This window comes from Paenibacillus sp. FSL L8-0708, assembly GCF_038009325.1.
In the GTDB taxonomy this organism is placed as follows: domain Bacteria; phylum Bacillota; class Bacilli; order Paenibacillales; family Paenibacillaceae; genus Paenibacillus_AQ; species Paenibacillus_AQ odorifer.
The window spans coordinates 1,447,769-1,470,464 of the sequence record NZ_JBBPBC010000001.1; the positions used below are offsets into that span (position 1 = coordinate 1,447,769).

General features: G+C 43.1%; 26 protein-coding genes and 5 tRNA genes. 27 read left to right on the forward strand and 4 right to left on the reverse strand.

Features of this window, described 5'->3' with window-relative positions; genetic code table 11:
• Nucleotides 1-355: 355 nt before the first annotated feature.
• Nucleotides 356-784, reverse strand: a complete 429-nt coding sequence (locus tag NYE58_RS06600; protein ID WP_076316933.1) for an Lrp/AsnC family transcriptional regulator — start codon at nucleotides 782-784, stop codon at nucleotides 356-358.
• Between the two features lie 129 nt (nucleotides 785-913).
• Between NYE58_RS06600 and NYE58_RS06605 the strand changes: the two genes are divergently transcribed.
• From NYE58_RS06605 to NYE58_RS06665, 13 genes are all read left to right on the forward strand, one after another.
• Nucleotides 914-1,666: an MBL fold metallo-hydrolase gene (locus NYE58_RS06605; protein ID WP_341001411.1), complete on the forward strand. Its 753-nt coding sequence runs from the start codon at nucleotides 914-916 to the stop codon at nucleotides 1,664-1,666.
• A 143-nt stretch (nucleotides 1,667-1,809) separates the two neighbouring features.
• Nucleotides 1,810-1,885, forward strand: a tRNA-Asn gene (locus tag NYE58_RS06610).
• 7 nt (nucleotides 1,886-1,892) lie between these two features.
• Nucleotides 1,893-1,981 (forward strand) — tRNA-Ser (locus NYE58_RS06615).
• A gap of 174 nt (nucleotides 1,982-2,155) precedes the next feature.
• A complete protein-coding gene (locus tag NYE58_RS06620) occupies nucleotides 2,156-2,602 on the forward strand; it encodes an oxidoreductase (RefSeq protein ID WP_076317340.1) in 447 nt (148 codons plus the stop codon).
• Nucleotides 2,603-2,679: 77 nt separating this feature from the next.
• A complete protein-coding gene (locus NYE58_RS06625) occupies nucleotides 2,680-3,285 on the forward strand; it encodes a class I SAM-dependent methyltransferase (RefSeq protein WP_036681653.1) in 606 nt (201 codons plus the stop codon).
• A gap of 401 nt (nucleotides 3,286-3,686) precedes the next feature.
• Nucleotides 3,687-4,148 carry a DinB family protein gene (locus NYE58_RS06630; RefSeq protein ID WP_341001413.1) on the forward strand — a complete coding sequence of 154 codons (462 nt, stop codon included), beginning with the start codon at nucleotides 3,687-3,689 and terminating at the stop codon, nucleotides 4,146-4,148.
• Nucleotides 4,149-4,697: 549 nt separating this feature from the next.
• Nucleotides 4,698-5,525 carry a branched-chain amino acid ABC transporter permease gene (locus NYE58_RS06635; protein ID WP_370510626.1) on the forward strand — a complete coding sequence of 276 codons (828 nt, stop codon included), beginning with the start codon at nucleotides 4,698-4,700 and terminating at the stop codon, nucleotides 5,523-5,525.
• A gap of 11 nt (nucleotides 5,526-5,536) precedes the next feature.
• Nucleotides 5,537-6,505 carry a branched-chain amino acid ABC transporter permease gene (locus tag NYE58_RS06640; RefSeq protein ID WP_036681661.1) on the forward strand — a complete coding sequence of 323 codons (969 nt, stop codon included), beginning with the start codon at nucleotides 5,537-5,539 and terminating at the stop codon, nucleotides 6,503-6,505.
• Complete coding sequence (locus NYE58_RS06645; RefSeq protein ID WP_036681664.1) at nucleotides 6,474-7,256, forward strand: ABC transporter ATP-binding protein; 783 nt, start codon at nucleotides 6,474-6,476, stop codon at nucleotides 7,254-7,256. The genes NYE58_RS06640 and NYE58_RS06645 overlap by 32 nt, the downstream gene beginning before the upstream one ends.
• A 6-nt stretch (nucleotides 7,257-7,262) precedes the next feature.
• The gene (locus NYE58_RS06650; RefSeq protein WP_036681666.1) at nucleotides 7,263-7,964 is read left to right on the forward strand and encodes an ABC transporter ATP-binding protein; all 702 of its coding nucleotides are present in this window, start codon (nucleotides 7,263-7,265) and stop codon (nucleotides 7,962-7,964) included.
• A 71-nt stretch (nucleotides 7,965-8,035) separates the two neighbouring features.
• Nucleotides 8,036-9,226: an ABC transporter substrate-binding protein gene (locus tag NYE58_RS06655; protein WP_036681667.1), complete on the forward strand. Its 1,191-nt coding sequence runs from the start codon at nucleotides 8,036-8,038 to the stop codon at nucleotides 9,224-9,226.
• Between the two features lie 139 nt (nucleotides 9,227-9,365).
• Nucleotides 9,366-9,437 (forward strand) — tRNA-Glu (locus NYE58_RS06660).
• Nucleotides 9,438-9,443: 6 nt separating this feature from the next.
• Nucleotides 9,444-9,526: transfer RNA gene (locus tag NYE58_RS06665), tRNA-Leu, on the forward strand.
• An 87-nt stretch (nucleotides 9,527-9,613) separates the two neighbouring features.
• Here NYE58_RS06665 and NYE58_RS06670 read toward each other — a convergent pair.
• Complete coding sequence (locus NYE58_RS06670; RefSeq protein WP_051491199.1) at nucleotides 9,614-10,237, reverse strand: hypothetical protein; 624 nt, start codon at nucleotides 10,235-10,237, stop codon at nucleotides 9,614-9,616.
• A gap of 227 nt (nucleotides 10,238-10,464) precedes the next feature.
• Here NYE58_RS06670 and NYE58_RS06675 point away from each other — a divergent pair, with 227 nt between their 5' ends.
• Both NYE58_RS06675 and NYE58_RS06680 read left to right on the forward strand, forming a co-directional pair.
• The gene (locus tag NYE58_RS06675; protein ID WP_036681672.1) at nucleotides 10,465-10,830 is read left to right on the forward strand and encodes a helix-turn-helix domain-containing protein; all 366 of its coding nucleotides are present in this window, start codon (nucleotides 10,465-10,467) and stop codon (nucleotides 10,828-10,830) included.
• Between the two features lie 88 nt (nucleotides 10,831-10,918).
• Nucleotides 10,919-11,001: transfer RNA gene (locus tag NYE58_RS06680), tRNA-Leu, on the forward strand.
• 67 nt (nucleotides 11,002-11,068) lie between these two features.
• On the opposite strand, the gene NYE58_RS06685 is transcribed toward NYE58_RS06680, so the two are convergent.
• Together NYE58_RS06685 and NYE58_RS06690 are read right to left on the reverse strand one after the other, a co-directional pair.
• A complete protein-coding gene (locus tag NYE58_RS06685; RefSeq protein WP_076099056.1) occupies nucleotides 11,069-11,578 on the reverse strand; it encodes a GyrI-like domain-containing protein in 510 nt (169 codons plus the stop codon).
• Nucleotides 11,579-11,747: 169 nt separating this feature from the next.
• Nucleotides 11,748-12,227: a glutathione peroxidase gene (locus tag NYE58_RS06690; RefSeq protein ID WP_038569095.1), complete on the reverse strand. Its 480-nt coding sequence runs from the start codon at nucleotides 12,225-12,227 to the stop codon at nucleotides 11,748-11,750.
• Nucleotides 12,228-12,407: 180 nt separating this feature from the next.
• On the opposite strand from NYE58_RS06690, the gene NYE58_RS06695 reads away from it, so the two are divergent.
• The 12 genes from NYE58_RS06695 to NYE58_RS06750 all read left to right on the forward strand — a co-directional run bounded on the left by NYE58_RS06695 (nucleotide 12,408) and on the right by NYE58_RS06750 (nucleotide 22,687).
• Nucleotides 12,408-12,830, forward strand: coding sequence for an organic hydroperoxide resistance protein (locus tag NYE58_RS06695; RefSeq protein WP_036681676.1), 423 nt, complete (start codon nucleotides 12,408-12,410; stop codon nucleotides 12,828-12,830).
• A gap of 190 nt (nucleotides 12,831-13,020) precedes the next feature.
• Entirely contained in the window at nucleotides 13,021-13,299 is a 279-nt protein-coding gene (locus NYE58_RS06700; RefSeq protein WP_036681678.1) for a hypothetical protein, read from the forward strand.
• A gap of 94 nt (nucleotides 13,300-13,393) precedes the next feature.
• Nucleotides 13,394-13,813 (forward strand): thiol-disulfide oxidoreductase DCC family protein, encoded by a 420-nt coding sequence (locus NYE58_RS06705; protein WP_076099055.1) that lies wholly within the window; start codon nucleotides 13,394-13,396, stop codon nucleotides 13,811-13,813.
• Between the two features lie 112 nt (nucleotides 13,814-13,925).
• Nucleotides 13,926-14,798 carry a copper amine oxidase N-terminal domain-containing protein gene (locus NYE58_RS06710; protein ID WP_178420244.1) on the forward strand — a complete coding sequence of 291 codons (873 nt, stop codon included), beginning with the start codon at nucleotides 13,926-13,928 and terminating at the stop codon, nucleotides 14,796-14,798.
• Nucleotides 14,799-14,833: 35 nt separating this feature from the next.
• Complete coding sequence (locus tag NYE58_RS06715) at nucleotides 14,834-15,268, forward strand: DUF6526 family protein (RefSeq protein ID WP_076099053.1); 435 nt, start codon at nucleotides 14,834-14,836, stop codon at nucleotides 15,266-15,268.
• Nucleotides 15,269-15,453: 185 nt separating this feature from the next.
• Nucleotides 15,454-16,617: a hypothetical protein gene (locus NYE58_RS06720; RefSeq protein ID WP_076099052.1), complete on the forward strand. Its 1,164-nt coding sequence runs from the start codon at nucleotides 15,454-15,456 to the stop codon at nucleotides 16,615-16,617.
• Nucleotides 16,610-17,842, forward strand: a complete 1,233-nt coding sequence (locus NYE58_RS06725; protein ID WP_076099051.1) for a CpaF family protein — start codon at nucleotides 16,610-16,612, stop codon at nucleotides 17,840-17,842. The genes NYE58_RS06720 and NYE58_RS06725 overlap by 8 nt, the downstream gene beginning before the upstream one ends.
• 29 nt (nucleotides 17,843-17,871) lie before the next feature.
• Nucleotides 17,872-18,675: a type II secretion system F family protein gene (locus NYE58_RS06730; RefSeq protein ID WP_076099050.1), complete on the forward strand. Its 804-nt coding sequence runs from the start codon at nucleotides 17,872-17,874 to the stop codon at nucleotides 18,673-18,675.
• 10 nt (nucleotides 18,676-18,685) lie between these two features.
• Nucleotides 18,686-19,561: a type II secretion system F family protein gene (locus tag NYE58_RS06735; protein WP_076099049.1), complete on the forward strand. Its 876-nt coding sequence runs from the start codon at nucleotides 18,686-18,688 to the stop codon at nucleotides 19,559-19,561.
• A gap of 13 nt (nucleotides 19,562-19,574) precedes the next feature.
• Nucleotides 19,575-19,763: a Flp1 family type IVb pilin gene (locus NYE58_RS06740; protein ID WP_036681690.1), complete on the forward strand. Its 189-nt coding sequence runs from the start codon at nucleotides 19,575-19,577 to the stop codon at nucleotides 19,761-19,763.
• The gene (locus NYE58_RS06745) at nucleotides 19,760-20,431 is read left to right on the forward strand and encodes a TadE family protein (RefSeq protein WP_076099048.1); all 672 of its coding nucleotides are present in this window, start codon (nucleotides 19,760-19,762) and stop codon (nucleotides 20,429-20,431) included. The genes NYE58_RS06740 and NYE58_RS06745 overlap by 4 nt, the downstream gene beginning before the upstream one ends.
• A 27-nt stretch (nucleotides 20,432-20,458) precedes the next feature.
• Nucleotides 20,459-22,687, forward strand: coding sequence for a hypothetical protein (locus NYE58_RS06750; RefSeq protein WP_340950398.1), 2,229 nt, complete (start codon nucleotides 20,459-20,461; stop codon nucleotides 22,685-22,687).
• Nucleotides 22,688-22,696 lie beyond the last annotated feature (9 nt).

Below are 22,696 nucleotides of genomic sequence, written 5' to 3' on the forward strand. Positions count from 1 at the left end.
GCGTTTTAACGTTGGCTGGCCTGCTATAAAAGCTTATGGGCAAGCAAAAGCTCATTGACTTTGCGTAACCCATTCACTTGCATAAACACCAACATCGACACCTGCACCAACACCAACATCGCCGAGCTATCATTGGCTGAGGCTTACGGACCCCAATGACGCTATTGGCAAGTTTTTAGCCTTTTGGGCAGGGTTTCGGACTCAAGTGACGCTATTCGTTCGAAAGAGGCTCATATTTGGTGTTTTTCGTGCCAATAGAGGCAATGGGGTCCGATAGTATGCCAAATATGCGATTATGCTGAGTATAAGGTCAACTGGGTCCGATAGTAGCTTCATATCCGATTCCGATGCAGCCTTACTTCAGTTTTCCCATCGATAGATTGACTCTGTAATTTCCGAACTTCAGCAGTTCGTCGAGAAAACTATTCAACTCCTCTTGGCTTCCGGTACGAACACGTATCCAGTAGCAGCCTTCTCCGCTGACCCTATGTATTTCTTTTACACTATCATGCTGCTTTGCGAATGTCTGAAAGGCTGGGTGAACCGTATTCGAACCCAAAAAAACAGTAATAAAGGCATGAATAGTCTCCCCAACCTTATCCGGATTCCAGCGTACCGTGTAGCCTTCAATCACTCCGGTGTCCTGCATTTTGCGAATACGTGCACCCACAGCCTGACCGGTCATATGCACTTGCTGCCCAATATCTCTGTGACTGATCGTGGAATCTTTAATTAGAAGCTGCAGGATGCGAAAATCCACATCATCTATAAAATAAGAGCTCATTATTATCTAAAATCCTTTCTGCGTGAAAGTAGAACGGACCAATCTCTTTCCAATCTCAATGTATTCTGTTTCAAGGTCTAACTATAATTAATTGTAGCAGAAGATATCTGAAAGAAAGAAGGGCTTCCGATGAAAATACAGCATATCCGCAACGCGACCCTATGGCTAAAGTATGGTGGCAGTACATTTTTAATTGATCCTATGTTGAGTGAACAGGGTGCTAATCCACCTATTTTTAATACTGAAAATGATCGCCGCAATCCGCTCGTTCCTTTGCCGGGAGCCGTAGAACAATGGCTGAGTCCTAATGTAATTCTTGTCACACATCTTCATCAGGATCATTGGGATGCCGCTGCCATTTCTTTGTTGCCGCATGATCTACCACTATTATGTCAGGAAGGAGATGGAGATAAATTAGCGAAGCAGGGGTTTGAGCATACCACGGAAATTAGCGATTCACTGACGTTTAATGGAATAACTATAACACGTACGGATGGACGGCATGGCACTGGAGTGACTGGTAAACTTATGGGTAAGGTATCCGGGTTTGTGTTTCAGGCGGAAGGCGAACCTGTTCTATATGTGGCTGGAGATACGATTTGGTGTGATAAGGTGAAAATGGCATTGGACGTTTTTAAACCTGAGGTGACAGTTGTGAATGCTGGTGGTGCGCAGTTTTTAAGCGGATGTCATATTACAATGAATGAGCAGGATGTCGTAGACTTATGTGAATATGCACCTTTTACTAAAGTGATTGCTGTGCACATGGACGCCATTAACCATTGTTTGGTTACCCGAGATAAGCTAAAAGCTCATTTAGAGAAGGAATCGTTGGGGGATCGGGTACAGCTTCCGCAGGATGGAGAATGGTGTAATCTATAGTCGGAGAGGGATGGAAATCTCTTTAAAAAATCTAGCAAGCGGCCGAATCATAGCATAAATTTGAAAACGATCACAAAAATTATTTTGCCCGCTTGACTAGACCTTGAAATCATGATAAATTAATTCATGTTCACTTGTAATGTTCCCTGATAGCTCAGTTGGTAGAGCACTCGACTGTTAATCGAGTTGTCACAGGTTCGAGTCCTGTTCGGGGAGCCATTTTCATGGAGAGATACCCAAGTGGCTATAAGGGGACCCTCTGCTAAGGGGTTAGACTGCGTAAGCGGTGCGTGGGTTCGAATCCCACTCTCTCCGTTCTGAATTACATAAGAAGAGCTTCCATTCTGGGAGCTCTTTTTTGTTGTGTAAATTTATTTTTCGGTTGCTATATGCGATTCTGAGAAACGGTGAATTCAATATTTTGGAAGGGGAATGGAGTGGAGGGATCGAATGTTTATTTGATAAGTGTGAAGAGTTTAAAGGAGGAGCATGAAAACTATAAATCAAATACAAACAAAACAGTCAAGCCGATATGATAGTTTTGATCCGGATCAAGAGGGAAATAAAAATACTATTTTTGCCGACGTAATAATTGATGGTAGATCTCTTTACCAAATGTTAAAAAAATATGATAGGGTTCCTTCCCTCGGGTGGGGTAGTGAAGAGCATCAAAGGAAAATGATTAACTATTTTTTGTTAAACGAAATGCATGAATATTTGTACTGCAGGTACCCAATATTAGTCTGTCCCTGGTGTGGCGATGAAGAATGTGGCTTTATATCAGTGTTTATTGAGAGAGAAGGGGATCTTATTATATGGAGAGATTTCAAATTAGAATCCGGTAATAAGGCTATTGATATAGGCCCTTTTTGCTTTAAATGGGATGAATACGAAAAAGTTATTAGAGAGACATTTGGAACTGCGGGGATTCAATAAGATGTGCTCAAATAATTTATATGGGAAAGATCTATGAGTAAATCCAATAACTACATGGTCAAAGGAGTGGAATCAACATGGAACTGTTTAAGCAAATCCCCTTGTACAGATTTTTGGCATTATGCAATGAAAGTGGTATGGAAAAAAACATATTAGACTGCGGAGCGGGAGGGGATTCACCTCCACTAAGTTTGTTTGCGAACTATGGATACAGTACAAACGGAATTGAGATGAATGACGAACAAATTAAAAGAGCTAATCAGTTCGCAACTGAAAGGGGACAGATTCTAAATATACAACAAGGCGACATGAGACAGTTGGCGCTAAGTGATGAGTCAATGAGTTTTGTGTATTCGTATAACTCTATTTTTCATATGAGAAAACAAGATGTAAAAAAAGCGATAAATGAAATGAAACGAGTTCTAAAACCTAATGGATTATTATTTGTAAATTTTTTAACCCTAAAGGATTTTCGAGTCGGCGATGGAGTTGATTTGGGGGATAATCAGTTTGAACAGATGGAAGATGATGAATTCGTAATACACTCTTATTATGATTATCATGAAGCAGATTCTATGTTTGATGATTTGCAGTTAATATACAAAGAAGATCGAGTACTGGAAAGAAAGTTTGAAGGTGAATGGATACGACAAGGATTTATCGATTACATATATAAAAAATAGCTGGATGCTGAAGAACATATTAGTAGCTCCGAAAAAGCTAGATATCTGCGAACAATACGTTCACGCTGTGGACCACGAGGTGTTGGTTCGATAGAAGGTAAAGGTTTGAAGAAGAGTTAGCCAGGTGGACAACCCCACGAGTCTAATGCTAACGACTGTTTCCTAGGGTGATTTAAGCCGCTTGAATGTCAATCAGCACTTGATACTTGTTCGCAACTAATATACTTCGGGGGGGATTTCAGATGGATGTAATTATAAATAACTCAATGATTCATAATAAGTCGGAAATAAATAAGATTGTTTTTATATGTTTCGATGAAGCGAACTATGAACTATATAGGAATGAATTAAAGAGATTTTGTTAGAATTTTGGTGTTTATCAAAAAAAAGGAGATGTGCCAATGGATAACAGATCAGATTTGCTAAATCAGTTTAAGGAATGGAATGGATTTGTTCTAGAAATTATTGATTTAGATTGGAAAACACCCATCGCTGAAGGAAAATGGACCATTCATGATGTTGTTAGTCATATTTTATTATGGGATAAATACTTCTATGAATCGACGATAGAACCGATAGCATGTGATAAAGCGATAACACTTCAACTTATTGATTTCGATCAATTCAATAATGATGCTGTTACATATGGTCAAACAAAAACCAAAGACGAATTAATAGAATTGACTGTGAAGTATCGTAACTTAATATTAGATTGTATAAGTAGTCTTGAAGAGGGGAAATACTCAGACAAATATGTGGACGGAAGGTTTTCCTTTGAGTCCTATTTAAAGGACTTTATATCGCATGACCTACATCATATGATGCAGATTAAAGAATTAAAAAAGATAATGATGAGTAATTGACTCGGGACGGAAGTGCAAATAATGGAACTGACCACCATAATTAGCTTTCTCTCACTCGATTATTGTGTGGGACTGAGCTTTTTTTTGCGCAAAAATAGAGAAACAACTTGACCAGTAACTCATAATAAACTCGAAAAACACATATCCAAAGAGACAAATGTTATATTATTTATCATTAAATGCAATCTGTAGGTAAAATCAAAGACTCCCCCTCTGAAAATCAAACTTTAAAAATCTCCATAATTCTCCTGTTTTCTTCTCTTTACCCACTTTCTATCTTTATACATCCCAAAGGATTAACTCAAAATGTTATGTAATATAACATAAAATATTGAATATTATAGTAAAAACCACAAATTTTACTGACGCATGTATATTACTGTGTTAATATAAGTGACATAAAACGATGAAAATGAATGTAAGCTAAAGAAAGGTGTTTTTAAAAATAAATATGGGGATTGGGGGACGGCGATGGAGTATTTCATTCAACAGTTAATTAACGGGATTTCTGTAGGGAGCATCTATGCTCTGATCGCACTTGGGTACACCATGGTTTACGGGATTATTAAATTGATCAATTTCGCCCATGGGGATGTGTTTATGGTTGGGTCGTTTATTGGATTGTTCAGTGCCAGGTACTTGGCTTCAGCAGGGCTTTCTCCGATACTGGTCTTACTTATCTCATTGGTGATCTCTATGACAATCAGTGCGTTGCTGGGGATGTCAATCGAACGGCTAGCATACAAACCTCTACGAAAAGCTTCGCGAATCGCTGTGTTGATTACTGCAATTGGCGTTTCTTTTTTGCTGGAATACAGCGGTGTGTTTGTGCTTGGTCCTCAGGCTAAAGGATTTCCGGAGATTCTTAATAAGCAGCAATACAACTTGTTTGGTTCCTCGATTCAGGTGGACTCCAATCAAATCATGATCTTGGGGACGACGGTTATTTTGATGATTATCCTTCAGTATATTGTGCACCGAACAAAGATTGGTAAAGCGATGCGGGCCGTGTCTTTTGATATGGAAGCAGCACGGTTGATGGGGATTAATGTAGATCGGACCATTTCAGCCACCTTCGCTATAGGATCTGCACTTGCGGCAGCAGCAGGCGTTATTTTCGGAATGACTTACAATTCAGTGGATCCGATGATGGGGGTACTTCCGGGGCTTAAAGCTTTTGTGGCTGCGGTTTTAGGTGGCATTGGCAGTATTCCTGGTGCTCTGGTAGGGGGACTTCTGCTGGGCACAGTCGAGACAGAGGTTTCTTCTCTGGGATATTCTTCGTGGCGTGATGGTGTGGCATTTGCTGTACTCATCCTAATCCTTATCTTTAAACCATCCGGGCTATTTGGTAAAAATGTCCGCGAGAAAGTGTAGGGAGATGCCGTATGAAGAAGATAAATAAGTCATTTTGGATAGGCATTGTCTTTTCTATCATGCTATATATCGTCATTCAAGTTCTTCTAACAACGGGAATATTTGATGATGTCATGGAGTCTACGCTAATTCTAATTTGTATAAATGTCATGCTGGCGGTGTCTTTGAATCTGATTAATGGGATAACGGGACAATTCTCAATCGGGCATGCTGGATTTATGTCCATTGGTGCTTATGTTTCTTCCATTTTAACTTTGAACTTTGATATGCCATTCGTGCTGGCGCTAGTGATCTCTGGACTGGTTGCTGCATTTTTCGGTGTGCTTATCGGGATTCCGACCTTGCGGCTGAATGGAGACTATCTGGCGATTGCTACGCTGGGATTTGGTGAGATTATCCGGATTGTCCTGCTCAATACAGAATATGTGGGCGGAGCTTCAGGCCTAAGCGGCATCCCTAATCAAACGACTTGGACGATTATGTTTCTGTTCACATTGGTCACGATTGTTGTGATCAATAACTTTATACGTTCCACTCACGGCCGGGCTTGTATAGCGATTCGTGAGAATGAAATTGCTGCTGAAGCGATGGGGATTAATACAACTTTGTACAAAGTCATTGCTTTTTCACTTGGAGCATTATTTGCGGGGATAGCTGGTGGTCTCTCTGCTCATAAGTTCTACGTCATCAATCCTGGAAGCTTTAATTTTCTAAAATCATTCGAAATTCTAGTCATGGTTGTGTTAGGTGGACTAGGAAGTACAAGCGGGGCCATCGTGGGTGCGATTGTACTGACGGTGCTCTTCACGGTGCTTCAGGAATATCCGGAGCTGCGGATGATTATTTACTCGGCGATTCTAATTCTGATGATGATTTTTCGGCCTAAGGGGCTGCTTGGCAGCACGGGTTTTTCTTTCTTGAAATGGTCTAAAAAGGAGGTCAAACCAAGTGACAGCATCAACAGTGGAAGTGCTTCTTGATGTTCAACAAGCGAGTCGTGCATTTGGCGGGCTTAAGGCGCTTAACGAGGTATCCCTCCATATTAATAAAGGTGAGTTGATTGGGCTCATCGGACCTAATGGCGCGGGAAAAACAACCCTTTTTAATTTGCTGACAGGTGTATACCCGCCTTCCAGTGGCGATATTATCCTCGGCAATCAGGCAGTAGGCGGGATGAAGCCTTATCGGATTAACCGAAAAGGGGCAGCGAGGACATTTCAGAATATTCGTCTGTTTACCTCTATGACGGTGCTGGATAACGTTAAGATCGCATTTCATCAGCATGCCAGACACTCGATGTTCACTTCCATGCTCCGCCTGCCTAAGCATTTTGCAGAAGAAAACGGAATTACGCAAAAGGCTATGGATATTCTCAAAATATTTAATCTTGCCGATCAATGTGATGAATGTGCCGGGAATCTTAGCTACGGAAATCAAAGGCGTTTGGAAATTGCACGCGCGCTTGCAGCAGGACCTAAGCTTTTGCTATTGGATGAACCAGCCGCAGGGATGAACCCGAATGAAACTCGGGATCTAATGAATCTTATTGCCTGGATCCGTGAAGAGTTTGAGCTGACGATCCTGCTTATCGAGCACGATATGTCCCTTGTTATGGGGGTGTGTGACCGGATTTATGTGCTGGATCGCGGAATGTTGATTGCTGAAGGTACGCCCGTTGAAATACGGAATCATCCCAAAGTCATAGAAGCCTATTTGGGACAGGAGGCGTAGTGGACCATGCTTAGCGTACAGGGGATCAATGTATATTATGGGGCGATTCATGCCTTGAAGGATTTAAGTATGAATGTAAAAGAAGGCGAGATTGTGACTCTAATCGGCGCAAATGGAGCAGGCAAGTCCACGTTGCTTAAGACGCTTTCGGGACTGCTGAAACCCAAAACAGGCAGTATAGATTTCATGGATAAATCTATTACGAATCAGAGTGTTCAGTCCATCGTAAAACAGGGGCTTATTCATTGTCCGGAAGGCAGGCGTGTATTTGCTAATATGTCTGTGGAAGAAAATCTGGAGCTAGGAGCTTTTTTACAAGATTTTGGCAGCTTAGCTGCTGATTTTGCCAAGGTCTACTCCACCTTCCCGCGTCTTTTAGAAAGAAAAAAACAGCTTGCCGGCACATTATCCGGCGGGGAGCAGCAGATGCTTGCTATGGGGCGTGCGATGATGGGGCATCCCAAGCTTTTATTATTAGATGAACCCTCGATGGGGCTTGCTCCATTACTCGTTCAGGATATTTTTCGGATCATCCAGGAAGTAAATGCCTCTGGAACAACAGTGCTTCTTGTAGAACAAAATGCCCATCAGGCGCTTAAAATTGCTCATCGGGCTTACGTTCTTGAGACGGGCAGAGTGGTGCTTGAGGGAGATGCCAAGGAATTGGCAGATTCGGAAGAGATCAGAATGGCTTATCTGGGACATTAATTCATCGGCTAGTTCACAACAGCATCACAGAAAGAACCTATAAATTATTTATTTTGGGAGGCTGGAAGAGGATGAAGAAAATCGGGGCCATATTGCTGACTGCGTTACTGGCTGGTGGATTGCTGGCAGGCTGTGGGAACAAGACAGACAACACTACTGCTGAAGGTGGGAATGCTGGTGGAGGGACCATCAAGATTGGAGCAGACCTTGAGCTTACAGGCGGCCAGGCTTCCTTCGGTGATTCTGCACTCAAAGGGGCAAAGCTGGCGGTAAAAGAAATTAATGACGCAGGTGGAATACTCGGCAAAAAACTTGAACTGATTGAAGCGGATAATGCTTCCAAGTCGGAAGAGGCGACACGCGCAGCGCAAAAGCTGATTACTACCCATAAAGTTGTAGCTATTATCGGTGCAACTACATCTACGAATACCCTCGGGATTGTTCCCGTTGCTCAAGAAAAAGGCATCCCGCTGGTTAGCTCCTCAGCCACCAATCCCAAAGTAACAGTTGATGAACGTACTGGAGATTTGAATGAATGGGTATTCCGGGCCTCATTTATTGATCCTTTCCAAGGCGAAGTAATGGCTAACTTTGCTAAGGATACACTTAAAGCGAAGACGGCAGTTATTTATACGGATGCTTCAAGCGATTATTCCAAAGGGCTGCAGACTTTCTTTAAAGCAACGTTTACTAAGAACGGTGGCTCTATCTTAAGCGAAGAATCCTATCAACAAAAAGATTCTGATTTTAAAGCTGTATTAACACGTATTAAAGAAGCTAATCCCGATGTTATTTATCTTCCAGGCTACTATGAGGAGGTCGGCAAAATCGTAAAGCAAGCTCGCGAAATGGGGATCACCGTTCCGTTTATGGGCGGGGATGGCTGGGATTCACCTCAACTGGCTGAGATTGCCGGAGCGGATGCCCTAAACAATACGTTTATGTCCAATCACTATTCACCTGAAGATAGCTCGCCAGAAGTGAAATCGTTCGTAGATGCCTTCAAAGCTGCTAACGGTGATCTTGTTCCAGATGGGATGGCTGCGCTTGGATATGACGCCGTGAAACTAGTGGCAGACGCCATTACACGTGCGGATTCCACAGAACCTGAGAAGCTGAAGGATGCACTGGCGGGGACGAAGGATTTACAACTGGCCACGGGTAAAATCACAATGAATGAAACGCATGACCCGGTAAAAGCAGCTGTGGTGCTAAAATTTGTAGATGGGGTACAAACCTTTGAGGCAAAAGTAAATCCATAAGCGTTGTGATTAGAGGCGCGTACCTTTATTGGTGCGCGTTTCTTTTAGTTTAAACTTTTTTTAAAAAAAAGGCTTGTCAAAATTCTTATGGTTTGATATACTCATTTTTGTTGTGACAAGAAAATAACTTGTAAAGCATGGCCCGTTGGTCAAGGGGTTAAGACACCTCCCTTTCACGGAGGTAACATGGGTTCGAATCCCATACGGGTCATATTATGCGGTAGTGGTGGAATGGCAGACACGCTATCTTGAGGGGGTAGTGGGTGTATACCCGTGGAGGTTCGAGTCCTCTCTACCGCATACAAATAAAAAGTAAGAAACCCTTTGTTCGCAGAGGATTTCTTACTTTTTTTTATAAGATTAGAAGTGAAATTCAGTGGCCTCAGGTCATCTCTTAAAAGCCCCAGCATACTGGGGATAGAGCTGTCTTATGCAGTCTGGGCAGATATCATGGGTGAATTGCAAAGAAAGTTGATGCTTTAAGAAATGTTCAATGGTGATCCATTCATCCTTGGGATTACGAATACATTTACAGGAAGCACAGATTGGGATTAGCTCAAAAGATGATGGTAAGGTTGAACGGAGGTTTATGATCTCCGGATGAAGAGGTTCTTCTTTATAGGGGCCCACATCATATAGTGAAATTATAAAAGTGGCTTCTGGGTGCGGATCTGAGAGAAATGGATAGATCTCCAAACGGAAGATTCGTTTCCCTTTATTAGCGGTTTGTATGGAGAATTCGGAAGTATAAACCTGATGCTCTCTGCGGAGTATATATTTCACTGATTCATAAAGCTTGGCCCATTGATCGGGATCGATAATCACATCTTGCATGAGCTCTGAGTAATACGCACCAATCCATTTCTTATTAGTAGAAAGACCATATTCATGACTAAAGGCCTTCCACCTACTGTTGGTGAACTGGATAATCCCATGACTGTTGATTACCACCGCATTGTGCGGTAAAGCTTCAAGTGAATGGATAATGGAAGATGATAAGCATTTTGACAAAAGTCACCGCTCCCTCCTAGAGATCATTCAGGATGATAAGTTAACAAAGGGGGCCAGACGGTATTCTAACAGATACTTGTCACCTGAGTCGCCTCTTATCGTCACTCCAGCCATATGATATAATCGGATAATACATAACAATACTAATTATATACTTTTTTACGTTATTTTGCAATAGGGAATTACGTAAATAAGTAATTTATTTTTAGATGGAGGGCGATTCACCGATGCAGACCATATACGAACGTATAGAATACCTGATTAAGCAGAAAGGTTTGACCAAAAAATCATTCTGTGAGCAGTTAAATATCAGTACAGGTAATATGGGAGATTGGAAGCGGGGAAAGACTACTCCAGGAACACATAAGCTGATTGAGATCGGTGATTTTTTTCATGTTAGTCTGGACTGGCTCATTCTCGGCAAAGATACACCGGATACTGTACGAGAGAGCGGCGTAGACTATGATTTGAGTGATGTTCAGCTATCGGAAAGCCGAGTAGATGAATTACTTCCAGCAGAAAAGAATTTTATCAAGGAATATATAGCTTTTGCTGAATATCGTAAACAGAAAATGGTCGACGAAGAATCTTAAAATCTGCATCTTTACTTTTGAGAAAAGTACATTTATAATAATGAATGTTGACCTCAAACAAATTTATGTTCTATGTTTTACACACCGCGCGGTAGTGGTGGAATGGCAGACACGCTATCTTGAGGGGGTAGTGGGTGTATACCCGTGGAGGTTCGAGTCCTCTCTACCGCATACAGAATGAAGAAAGAGGCCTTGCGATGCAAGGCTTCTTTTTTTGTTCAATCCTCAATCACACAACCTACTTCTTTACAAGCGGCACGCATAGATTGGCTTCGAATCCTTCATCATCCGGACCGGACTTTTCCGTGTATTGGATGTAAAAGACTCCATCAGGGTTGAACTTATAACCGGAATCCGGCAGCCATTCATTATATATATAATTCCAGGTATGTTGAAAAGCCAACTGAGGGAATCCGTTAGCAGTAAATATAGCATAGGTAGACGCAGGAAGTTTCTTATGAACAAGGCCTTCAGGGATACAATCTAACTGCTCGACTTCAACACAAAGGAAAAAATCAATATCCCATGCGGTATGCTCCCACAGTTTAGGCACGGATGTACGGTTCTGAAATAGACCGAGATAACAACCGCTGCTTTGAACTTTTGTGGGTATAGTATCAAATTTTGTATCAATATCCAGCTCGCCAAAAACATATTCCCAAAGATTCGCGTATGGCTCCCCGGATGAGTTTACATTTGCCCAGCCAATAACATTTAGTTCGGGTATATCAAGCAGTTGAACAGTCACCGATTGTCCCTCCCAGCAAAAATATTTCAACAATATTATAAAATATTCCAAGAGATTAAAGGGTGCTGATATATAGCGATATTATGACGTTCTTTCTAGTTAAAAAGGATACTTTACCGCATAACAACAGGGGGCTGTGTGATGTGGTGAGTATCCTTTTTCTAATGAATTATTTTAAAAGCTTGGAGATATCGGATTCGATCTGCTGTGGAGTGGTTTTAGGAGCAAACCGTTTTAGAACACGGCCATCTTGGTCAACCAGAAACTTCGTAAAGTTCCATTTCACGCTTTTTGAGCCTAAGACACCAGGGGCTTCTTTGGATAAGTATTTGAATAATGGATGTGCTTCATCGCCTTTTACGTCAATCTTCTCGAACATAGGGAAGGTTACCCCATAATTAATCTCGCAGTATTCCGCAATTTCATCACTTTCGCCAGGCTCTTGTCCAGCAAATTGATTGCTTGGAAATCCTAAAACTTCGAACCCGCGGTCCTTGAATTTCTCGTACACTTCCTGAAGACCTTTATACTGGGGAGTAAATCCACATTTGCTGGCAGTATTCACAACCAGGAGTACTTTACCCTTGTACTTTGACAATGATTCCTCTTCACCCTTAAGAGTGTTGACCTCAAAATCATAAATACTCATGGATGACACCTCCATAGCTAATTTAAGTTTTTAACAATTTAATTGTACACTATTTATGGTCTGGAGCCAAATAAGAAAGTATTATGAATCATTCCTCATCATCGTTTCAAATCATACCTGTTGTTTAAAGTATAAAGTATGAGCATGACCAATACAGCTTGATGAAGGAGAAGATGACTCATGAAAGCATTATACACAGCAACTACAACAGTCCATGGCGGTCGTGAAGGCTCCATTGAATCCTCGGATGGCGTGTTAAAGCATAATCTAAGCATGCCTAAAGAGCTTGGAGGGCCGGGAGGTTCCGGTACCAATCCAGAGCAACTATTCTCGGCTGGTTATGGAGCGTGTTACGAGAGTGCACTAGCGAATATCGCCCGTAAAGAGGGCGTGAAACTCCATGACGTGGAGGTAACTTGTAATGTGTCCATTGGGAAGGATGACAGCGATGGAGGCTTTAGACTTGCTGTGAGAATGGATGTGAAGCTGCCAGGGATTGAACACGACAAAGCAGAGGAACTGGCGAAGAAGGCTCACGAATTCTGTCCTTACTCCAAAGCAACCAGAGGTAATATAGAGGTTGAATTAAAGATTGTCGATTAAATGTATCTGTATATATTTTATGGAAATAATGGCTAAATAGAGACGTAAATCATAAAAGAGTAATAAATAGCTGCCGTGTTAGGCGTCTTTGGTTGACATCACCCTTAAAATTCTTTAATATGTCTAAGTATCTGAGAATGTGCCTGCGTGTGCAATTTACAACCAAAAATTTAAATAATGGGTGATGAAGATGTCTTACAGACCGAATATTACGAATGTGACCAAAGCCAGCAGCAACGATAAGGAAGGATTGTACGAGTTCATTATCAAGCTTGCTGATGGAACGGAGTGCCGCGCGTTTTATCATCGGTTTCCGGAATGGAAAATGACGAACATCAGCCGCCTGCTTAAAACTCCATGTCCAATTTGCCGCAAAGATTTCATCTGCAAATGCATGGAGGCATTCACTGCTGATTTCGAAGGGCAAATGATCGGGGATCAATGGATTGAGAAAGCAATCGCAGAATAATTAAAGAACGGCACTTGATGGCGCGGGAGGTTATCCCGCGTTTTTGTTTACCCAAAAAAGCAGAAATTTACGCCTTTAAGACGGAGGGGGAGCCATGAACGAGGAACTGAACCTTATGAAAGATAAGTCTATCGTGTTGATAGACGGAGTGTGTCATCTTTGCCAGGGGGTAGTTCGTTTCATTATCCCGCGTGACCCCGACGCTAAATTTCTATTCGCACCATTACAGAATGAGATTGCGGCAAAGCTAATGAAAGAGTCCGGACTTCAGCCTGGACAATTAAACACAGTGATTTTACTGGAGAACGGAGTGTATTATACAGAGTCGGCCGCTGTGCTAAGAATTGCCCGTAAATTGAGATTTCCTTGGCCTGCCGCATACGTGTTCATCTTAGTACCACGCCCATTGCGCAATGCCCTTTATCGGTATGTAGCCAAGAACCGCTATCGTTGGTTCGGACGTGATGAGCAGTGTATGCTCCCTACCCCAGAGATCAAACGGAGATTTTTGTAAACCATAATCTGGGAGAATGTTATAATGAAACTATAAATGGGTATAGTTTTTTCATATTATGACTAGGGGTGAACGAATAGTGAAACGGAAAGGGCTTCTGTTTTTTATAGTCATGTTATTATCTTTAAGTATGATCGGTACGGCCTCAGCTGCCCCCAAGCTTCGCATTATGGTGAACAATTCAAGTGTGGATGTTGGTGTGCAAATCGTGTCGGGGAAGACGTTGGTTCCGCTGAAGGCTTTTGAAAGATTCAAGAATACTTCTATTCAATGGGATGCCAATACCAAGCAAGCTACGATTGCTAGAGATTCTATGAAGATTAAGCTTACGGTTGGCTCACGGACGGCTTGGAAGAACTCGGATGCTGTACAACTGGATGTATCGGCCAAAATAGTGGATGGAAGAGTAGCGGTACCCCTGCGGTTTATTGCGGAGGCTCTTGGAGCGAGAGTAACAGTAGATGCTGCTACGAATACAGTCTGGGTTCAGGAACGGGCCAATGCTAAACTTGTGCAGAATTATAATAGTAATGACTTAGTTGTTTCCCGCATAGCTGCTCTGCAATTCCCGGTTGAAGAAAGAGAACCCTCCAAATTGACGGGTGATAATGAAGCATTGTCAATGACGTATTATTTTCCTGAAGGCAGATCTGATGGTTATTTTATATTGTATGGACATTTCGTAAAGTATTATGAGATCAAGGATAATATTGTAAAAGTAGTTTGGGAAGCTGATCTGGATATGTCCAAAGAGGCTACAAATAAAGATTTTACCGCGATATTCGGTTACCCAGTTGCGAAGGAATATGGTAAAGCACCTGTTCTAGCTCCATCCTATGCCTCTTTTTATACGAGTGTTTGGGGAAGTCAGATTATTTATGGAATGGTTAATGCGGATGGAACTACTAAAGTTTCAGGACAGTCTCTGTACTGGGGGAATAATGAACCTTTTGTCGTAGCTATTCCCGGAGAGACTAAGCTTTAAGCAATATACAAGTCATATAAATATGGAGATGAATGATGAACAAGGGGAAGCCTAAAGGTTTTATGCGTTTTGATTGGCCTTATCATTTTGTAACTATGCCGCTAGCGCTGATTATATTTGTGTGGTCGGGAATTTATGTCGTTCAGGTGTTACGTGATGATGGTGCTTTAACAGTGCCCTTGCTATTATTTGGTTTATCTCTATGCCTGTTATTTGCGATTACTCGAATTCGAATTTATGCCACAAAAAATCAGGATCGAGTAGTGAGGGTGGAGGAGCAGTTCCGGTATTTCCGATTGACAGGCGAAGCATTAAATCCAAAGCTTGAATTAGCTCAGATTATTGCACTTCGGTATGCAGGAGATGAAGAGTTTCCGGCACTATGTCAGCGGGCGGTGAAGGAAAAGCTTAGTCCTGCCGATATCCGGTCTGCCATCAAGAATTGGCGTGAAGATACGATGAGAGTCTAAAAACCACTTGATGTGCGAAAAAACTTATTGCTGCCTTCTTATATATATGCTACTATAGCTGTAAATTAAAGGGATAGTAACGGAAGCACCGTTCAATGTACCGTATCCACGGTTATTGTCGGTGCTTTTTTGCTGTCTTTTTTTTGACAATATTTATGAATTTCTTGCGAAAGGAGAGAGGTTTTATGGCGGCAAGGATTGTACTCGCAGTGCGTGAAAGCCAATATATCGAACCATTGCTACACTATCTTCATCATAGTGAGTATGGAGAAATGCTGCGAATCACGGCTTTTAGTCGGCTGGATGCTTTTATCGATTTTATGAGGGGAGAGGATATGCCGGATGCTGTTGTAGGTGACGTTACTTTTATCGAGGCTTGGCTTGTGGAGGGAAGAACTAAGGTGCCTTGGGCAGTTTTGAGTGAGGAGGGAGCTTATCTTAGCAGGGGTTCTAAAAGCCTGGCTGGAGGCATCATGATTGCGAAATATCAGGCACTGCCTTCTCTGCTGGGAGCATTTATTCAACTATGTGAAGTGAAACGAGCTAGAGGTTCCTCTGTATTAGATGAAACGCTGCTGCTCGGTATCGTCTCCTCAAGCGGGAACACGGGCAAAACCACAGTAGCTATGAATATGGCTAAGCAGCTAGGTGAATTGGGGCTTTCGGTCTTTTATTTGAATCTTGAAAGTGTGGACAGCAGTGGATTATTTTTACGGCCCCCTGCAGGAAATACGCCTGGACTAGAGCGGCTCCTTTATGAAATCAAAGCCAGCCGGGATAAGGGTGGAGCCGATACGATTGATTTGGGGCAATACGTGATTAGGTATGATCACCTTCGAAGTGCTGCTTTTAGGCCAATTATTAATGTAAAAGAAATGCTGCAGATGACTACGCAGGATACGCTAGATTTGTTGGCGCTGTTGGTTGCGGAAAGAAATTTTGACGTAGTTATAATAGATACCGGCAGTATTGAAGAAGAACGTGCCAAAGCTGTGTTACATAAATGCGGAATTCTATTGTGGGTAGTTAGAAATGACGAGGTAAGCATTCATAAGACCATGAGATGGCTATCCCATTGCAATGCTCCTAATTCTGGTATGCCCAGCCAAGTGATGGACAAAAGTAGATTTGCCGTGAATTTTGCCGCAGAGGGTTTAGAGGTGTGGGCACCTCCGGAGGGAATTACCGTTGAAGGTGTACTTCCGTATATCCCATCTTGGACGCTGCAGCACCGTGAGGAGCTTTTTCTGAACTCACCACAATTCCAAAAGGAGATCTTACAGCTGTGCAAGCAGATTATAGAACCGTCGCTTCCGCAAGTATTCACTGGTAAGGGTTTACATGAATGAGGAAATGTTTAAGGCACTTCGCAGTGACATCCGGGCAGGATTAGATGTTACTTCTGCAGTTGGAAATCGTGAACTCACCCAATATATTGAAAGGACAATTTTGGACAGCGAAAATCTGCGTTATTTAACAGCACAGGAGAAACATGAGCTCGTGAAGAGATTGTTCGATTCTTTTCGAGGATTGGATGTACTCCAGCCCTTAGTGGATAATCCGGCGATCACTGAGATTATGATTAACAGCCATACTGAGATTTTTGTAGAAGAGGAGGGGCAGATTCGTCGTCTCCATTTGGAATTTGAGTCCAGCAGCAGGTTGGAGGATATTATCCAGACGGTTGTATCCGGTGTGAACCGGGTTGTAAATGATTCTTCTCCTATCGTTGACGCTCGGCTAAAAGACGGATCGCGTGTAAATATCGTGCTTCCGCCGGTAGCTCTGAAAGGCCCGGCGATGACCATTCGGAAATTTCCTGAAACACCGATGACGATGCAGGATTTAGTCCGTCGTGAAGCCTTAAGCTTGGAAGCTGCAGAGTTGCTGCAAATTTTAGTGGCTGCTAAATACAATATTTTTATTAGTGGCGGGACCGGCTCTGGGAAGACTACTTTTCTTAATGCATTATCTCAGTATATCCCCCCACAGGAGAGGGTCATTACGATAGAGGATTCCGCTGAACTGCAGATTGTAACCGTGCCGAACCTTGTTTCACTGGAGACCAGGAATGCTAACACGGAAGGTAGAGGGGAGATTTCCATCCGAGATTTGATTCGTTCTTCTCTGCGAATGCGCCCTAACCGGATTGTTGTGGGGGAGGTACGGGGAGCGGAATGTCTCGATATGCTGCAGGCTATGAACACCGGACACGATGGAAGCTTGTCTTCCGGCCATAGTAACAGCGCACACGATATGGTCAGCCGACTGGAGACGATGGTGCTAAGTGCTGCGGAGCTTCCGGTAGCTGTTGTTCGCCAGCAAATTTCATCCGCAATTGATATCTTCGTACACTTATCACGTCTCCGTGATCGTTCCAGGCGGGTGATGGAAATCAGTGAGGTTGCGGGGTTGAAAGACGGGGAAGTGATCTTGAATCCCTTATATGAATTTCAAGAAGCTGGTGAACGAGAGGGAAGGGTGCAAGGGGGGCTGCTTCCCTGTGGTAACCCATTGTTGCATACAACGAAGCTTAGGATGGCTGGTGTAAACTCCTATCCATTGGCTCAATAGAGATTCAAAATTCCAGAAGGGGGGAGGTCATGCTTAAGTTTAAATTTGTTGCTGCAAAGCCTGTAGAAGCGGATCCTGACGGTCCTTCGTTATTACCAGATTATAAGGTATACGAATTGACCTTGCTGCAGAGGATTCTGACCCTTACTGCAGGTGGACTGCTGATGTATGGAATTGGGTATCTTTTTTATCATCATTGGCTGCTGTCGTTGCTGCTTATGCCTGGCGGAGCTTATGCCCCGCATATGCTGCGTAACTATCTACTGAAAAGACGTCGAAATGCACTGAATTTACAATTTAAGCAGACGTTATTTTCGCTGTCTTCCTCCCTTTCAGCTGGGCGTTCGGTGGAGAATGCATTCCGAGAGGCGGTTCAGGATTTACGTATGCTCGACCCGGAGGGAAGCAGTGATATGATCTCCGAGTTAAACATTATCTGTGCACGCATGGAATATGGACAGCCTGTGGAAGAAGCGCTGCGGAACTTTAGTGAAAGAGCGGGAATGGAGGACATCGAGCGATTCGCGGATGTGTTCTCGGTCTGTAAGCGTACTGGTGGTGATCTTGTAGAAGTGGTGCGCCGTACATCAACGATTATCGGTGAGAAGCTGGATATTCAGCAGGATATTGCTGTAAGTATTGCTCAGAAGAAATTTGAGGCTAAGGCACTGCTTATAGCTCCGCTGATCATGGTGATGTTTATGAGTTTGACGGCTGGAGAATATATGGAGCCAATGTATACAGGAGCGGGTATAGCCATATCGACATTAGCGCTTGTTGCTTTATTCCTATGTTATCTCTGGACTACTAAAATAATGGACATTCCACTGTGAAGGGGGTGAAATCATGCGCTGGCTATGTGCGGTGGTTACTGTTATTTTGCTGATAGTCTGGGTTCTACTGCGAATTCAATGCGGCAACAGATATGTCGCGTTACGCAGTCTTCCTATGGAAGGATTACGGCTTCGGAAGTTAGGCGAACCGTTATTACTGCTTATTGAGAAGAGTGGTATCGCCAGTCGGTTTCCCTCACTGTTGTTCAGAATTCAGCGTTCTCTACAGCGCAGTTATGGGATGCGTTATAGCGCAGAGCGGACCCTGCTGTTCATGGGTGAGATGCTAAGTTACAGCTGGCTGTTGCTTGTAGGTGGAAGCTTGATTACAGCATTTAGTGGCGAACAGGCAGGTATGATATTGGGTGTGTTTTTGGCAATTGCTCTACCAACCGCTATGGTCAGTGATCTGCACAAAAAGGTGAGAGTTAGGGAGCAGAATATTATGCTCGAATTGCCAGAGCTGCTGAACAGTATTGTGTTGTTGGTTGGCGCAGGAGAGACCGTGCAACGAGCTATTATTCGCTGTGTGGAAAGCCACCGGGGGGATACGAATCATCCTCTGTATAAGGAGCTAATGACTATGACTAGTGAATGGGAGGGCGGATATTCTTTCCAGCAGGCGTTTGAAAATTTCAGCAAGAGATGCGCTGTGCAGGAGGTATCGGTATTCACAACGACAGTTTTGCTGAATTATCGCAGAGGTGGAGCGGATTTTGTGCTATCGCTACGTGATCTGTCGCGGATGTTGTGGGATAAACGAAAGGCTCTTAGCCGGACGCGCGGAGAGCAAGCATCCTCTAAATTAGTTTTTCCGATGGTAGTTATCTTTTTAATAGTAATTGTACTGGTGGGAACGCCAGCATTTTTGATGTTAAAAATGTAGGAGGCTGAAGCTGATGGTATCAACAATGTTGGACAGTATGAAGAACTTTTGGGAAGACGAGGAAGGTTTAGGAACTTTGGAGATGATTTTGATTATTGCTGTCTTGATTGCAGTTGTTCTTTTGTTTAAGGACAAAATTCAAGAGGTAGTAGAAGCCTTAATTAAAACGGCGGGTGAAAAGAGTCAGGAAGTATTCGATTGAACAAGTTTAAGGGTGATCAAGGCAGTTTTACTATTGAAGCGTCACTTCTGTTGCCGATCGTCATGTTTATTACGATGCTTCTTTTGTTTTTTTGCTTGTATAGCTATCAGAAGTCCATGCTGTTGCAAGTGGCCTCAGGAGCTACTGAGCGGGCGGCTTACAACTGGGACAACAGTCACAAGGAGGTCTCTGGTTCTTACATGGCTGGTGAGTACGACTCCCTTTATTGGAGAATTGGGGATGATGCCTTGTTAGCCTCATTATTTGGTGGAGAAGCTGGCAGTGCTGGCGTGACAATAGAGTTGCCCGGTGAAGTATCAGAGAAGAGTGAATTGCCAGTGCTTAAACTGGGCCATTCGTCTACTATGATTCCGGACAATATGCCAGGAACTATGCGTTATGCTCACAGTCTTACAGGACGGAGAGTAAAGGCCGAGCTAAATCGTCTACTGAGCTTGCCTGTGCTTGATAGCGTTCTATCGGATGAGGCTAACCCAACTGTTGAAGCCCAGTCTATCATTGTCGAGCCTGTTGAGTTTATTCGTACGGTCGACCTGATGCGTTATTTTGGAGCTAAATTTAAAGGGGGCTCTGAGGGTAGTGGATCTGCAGTTTACATGGATAAGAAGGATGCTTCTGCTATGCTGATCAAGCTTCAGGATAAGTAAAATCTCTGTTCAAGGGAGGGGGTTTTAATGAAAAGTATAATTACGGGTTGTCCTGCTAAGGGCAAAACAGAAGGCTCAGTTACAATTTTTCTAATCATGGTGCTGGCTTTCGTCTTTCTATTTACTGCTGTGCTGATTGATTATGCGCGAATCGCTGCGTTCAACGTTCAGGAGGAACGATTAGCGAGAGCCAGTATCCGCTCTGTTATGTCTTCATATCATGTTGAATTGCGTGAGAGATACGGTTTATTTGCATTCGGTGATAGTGATGGTGATATGCTGCTGTCCAAAGTGCTCAATGAAAATTTGCATAAAAGTGGGCGGGGGGATACGTTCAATCTCTTACCCTTTGCACTGGAATCCTCCTCTTTGGAATGGAGCCGGCCGCTGGGAAGTTATGATGTTTTTCGTCATCAAATACTGGAAGAGATGAAATATAAGGCTCCGGTTGATTTCGCCTTGGAGCTGGCAGGTAAATTCAAGCCGCTGTCGGGCGTAATGGCAGAGGCCTCAAGAGCTACTGAATTACTTAGTAAGCTGCAACCTTTATATGATGAACGTGAAGAGAATTTGGATCTAATGTTAGAGCGGAGAAGCCAAGCGGCGGAGAGTGGAAGAAGAGTACTGCTATGGATTATGAATCCGCCCGGAGATTCTATCTCGGCCCATTTGCTCGGAAGCATGCAAGCAGCCGCGGATATACCAGCACAGTATAGTGACTATCTTGGGAAATATTACGAAGATCTATATCGTGATAGTAAAAAGCCTGCAAAGTACACTTATCAGTTGGCACTTTATCAGAGCCGAACTTCAGAGATGTTGTCGCGGCTCCCATCCTTATTAACAACCTTTCATGAAGAACATGGACAATCAATGGAGGAAGCGAAGGATGCGTTAAACAAAGCGCAGCAATTGAATGACGAGATGAGAGATGTTTTGGCAGCTTCCCGAATAAGTGGCGTAAATCTGGCAGACGATCCTGCTAAGGACTGGGATATTCCGGGAAACTCGGGGGAAATAAGCGCTGAGCCACTTAAAAAGCTGCATGAACAGGAAGATGCCTTGATCCTCTCTTCGGCTGACATTAGTAGTATGGAGAATGGTTTATTTATGCAGCAAAGTGCGTACGAGTCCATTGAACCGACGGTAACAGGATTATCAGGAGTGTTGCATGAAGCTTTGGGAGTCAACGGCGATTCCTACCAAATGATTTCCTCTGTTCTAGGGGCTTCGCATGTAGTGGACAACTATTATAAAAAATACGGTAAGAAGGGAAGTGTTATCGCTAGTGATTTGGCTTTTCTTGAAGAGCATCGCAGCTCGGATAAAGCACGTAAGCAAGTAGAGTGGGAAGCCAAATCCAAGCTGGGCGAGGTTAGAGCACTGCTGGACAAAATTAGAATGCTAGGTAGCGGAGCGGCAGCTTCAATGGAACGTTATCAAATCCTTCATCAATTTTATGAGGACAATGTTTCATTTAACAACGGATTGGAGTCTCAATCCTCTGATAAATCTGAAGTATCCTCAGATCCCTATGCTGCTGGAAGCTCGGCGATGAAGGATATTGACGGGATTTATGCAGCAATGAGTGGCATTATGGGGGGCGCTAGAGACAGGCTTTTTCAGACAGAGTATTCCGCGCTTTATTTTCAGCATTTTGATGTTTCAAAGTTAGCTAGTCTGGCACTGAATTCTCTGGAAGACACTAGTGAGCTCACAGATCAGCTTGATCCTCGCGCTCAGGAGCTGGAATACATTTTATACGGATTTCATAATCCCGCAGGGAATGTGGCCGCAGCCTATGCCGAAATATTCGCGATGAGGTTGTCCATTCGCACAATGGAAGGATTTATAGAAAAGGCAACCTTGGGAAATCCACTGGCTGTTCTAGCGGCGGCACTGTTGTATGGAATCCAGCATGCCATTCAGGATATGTTGCAGCTTTGTGAGAAGGATGCGATTCCTTTATCCAAATATATGCCGGCGCAGCTGACTTACCGTGATCATCTGCGACTGTTCATGATAATGCATGGGGGCGGGGAAGTACAGCTATCGCGGATGCTGGCTCTGATTCAACTGAACACAGGAATAAATCCAGAGGAAAGAAACACCTATGTATCATCGGACATTAAGCTCCAAATGCAGTTATGGTTTCTGCCAGGTGTAGTTAAAATGTTGAATTATACTGCTGCTTTTCCGGGAGAGGTACAAGGGAATAAGTATCTGAGGGCAGTAAAAACTGATTATTCTTATTAGCGGGAGGTC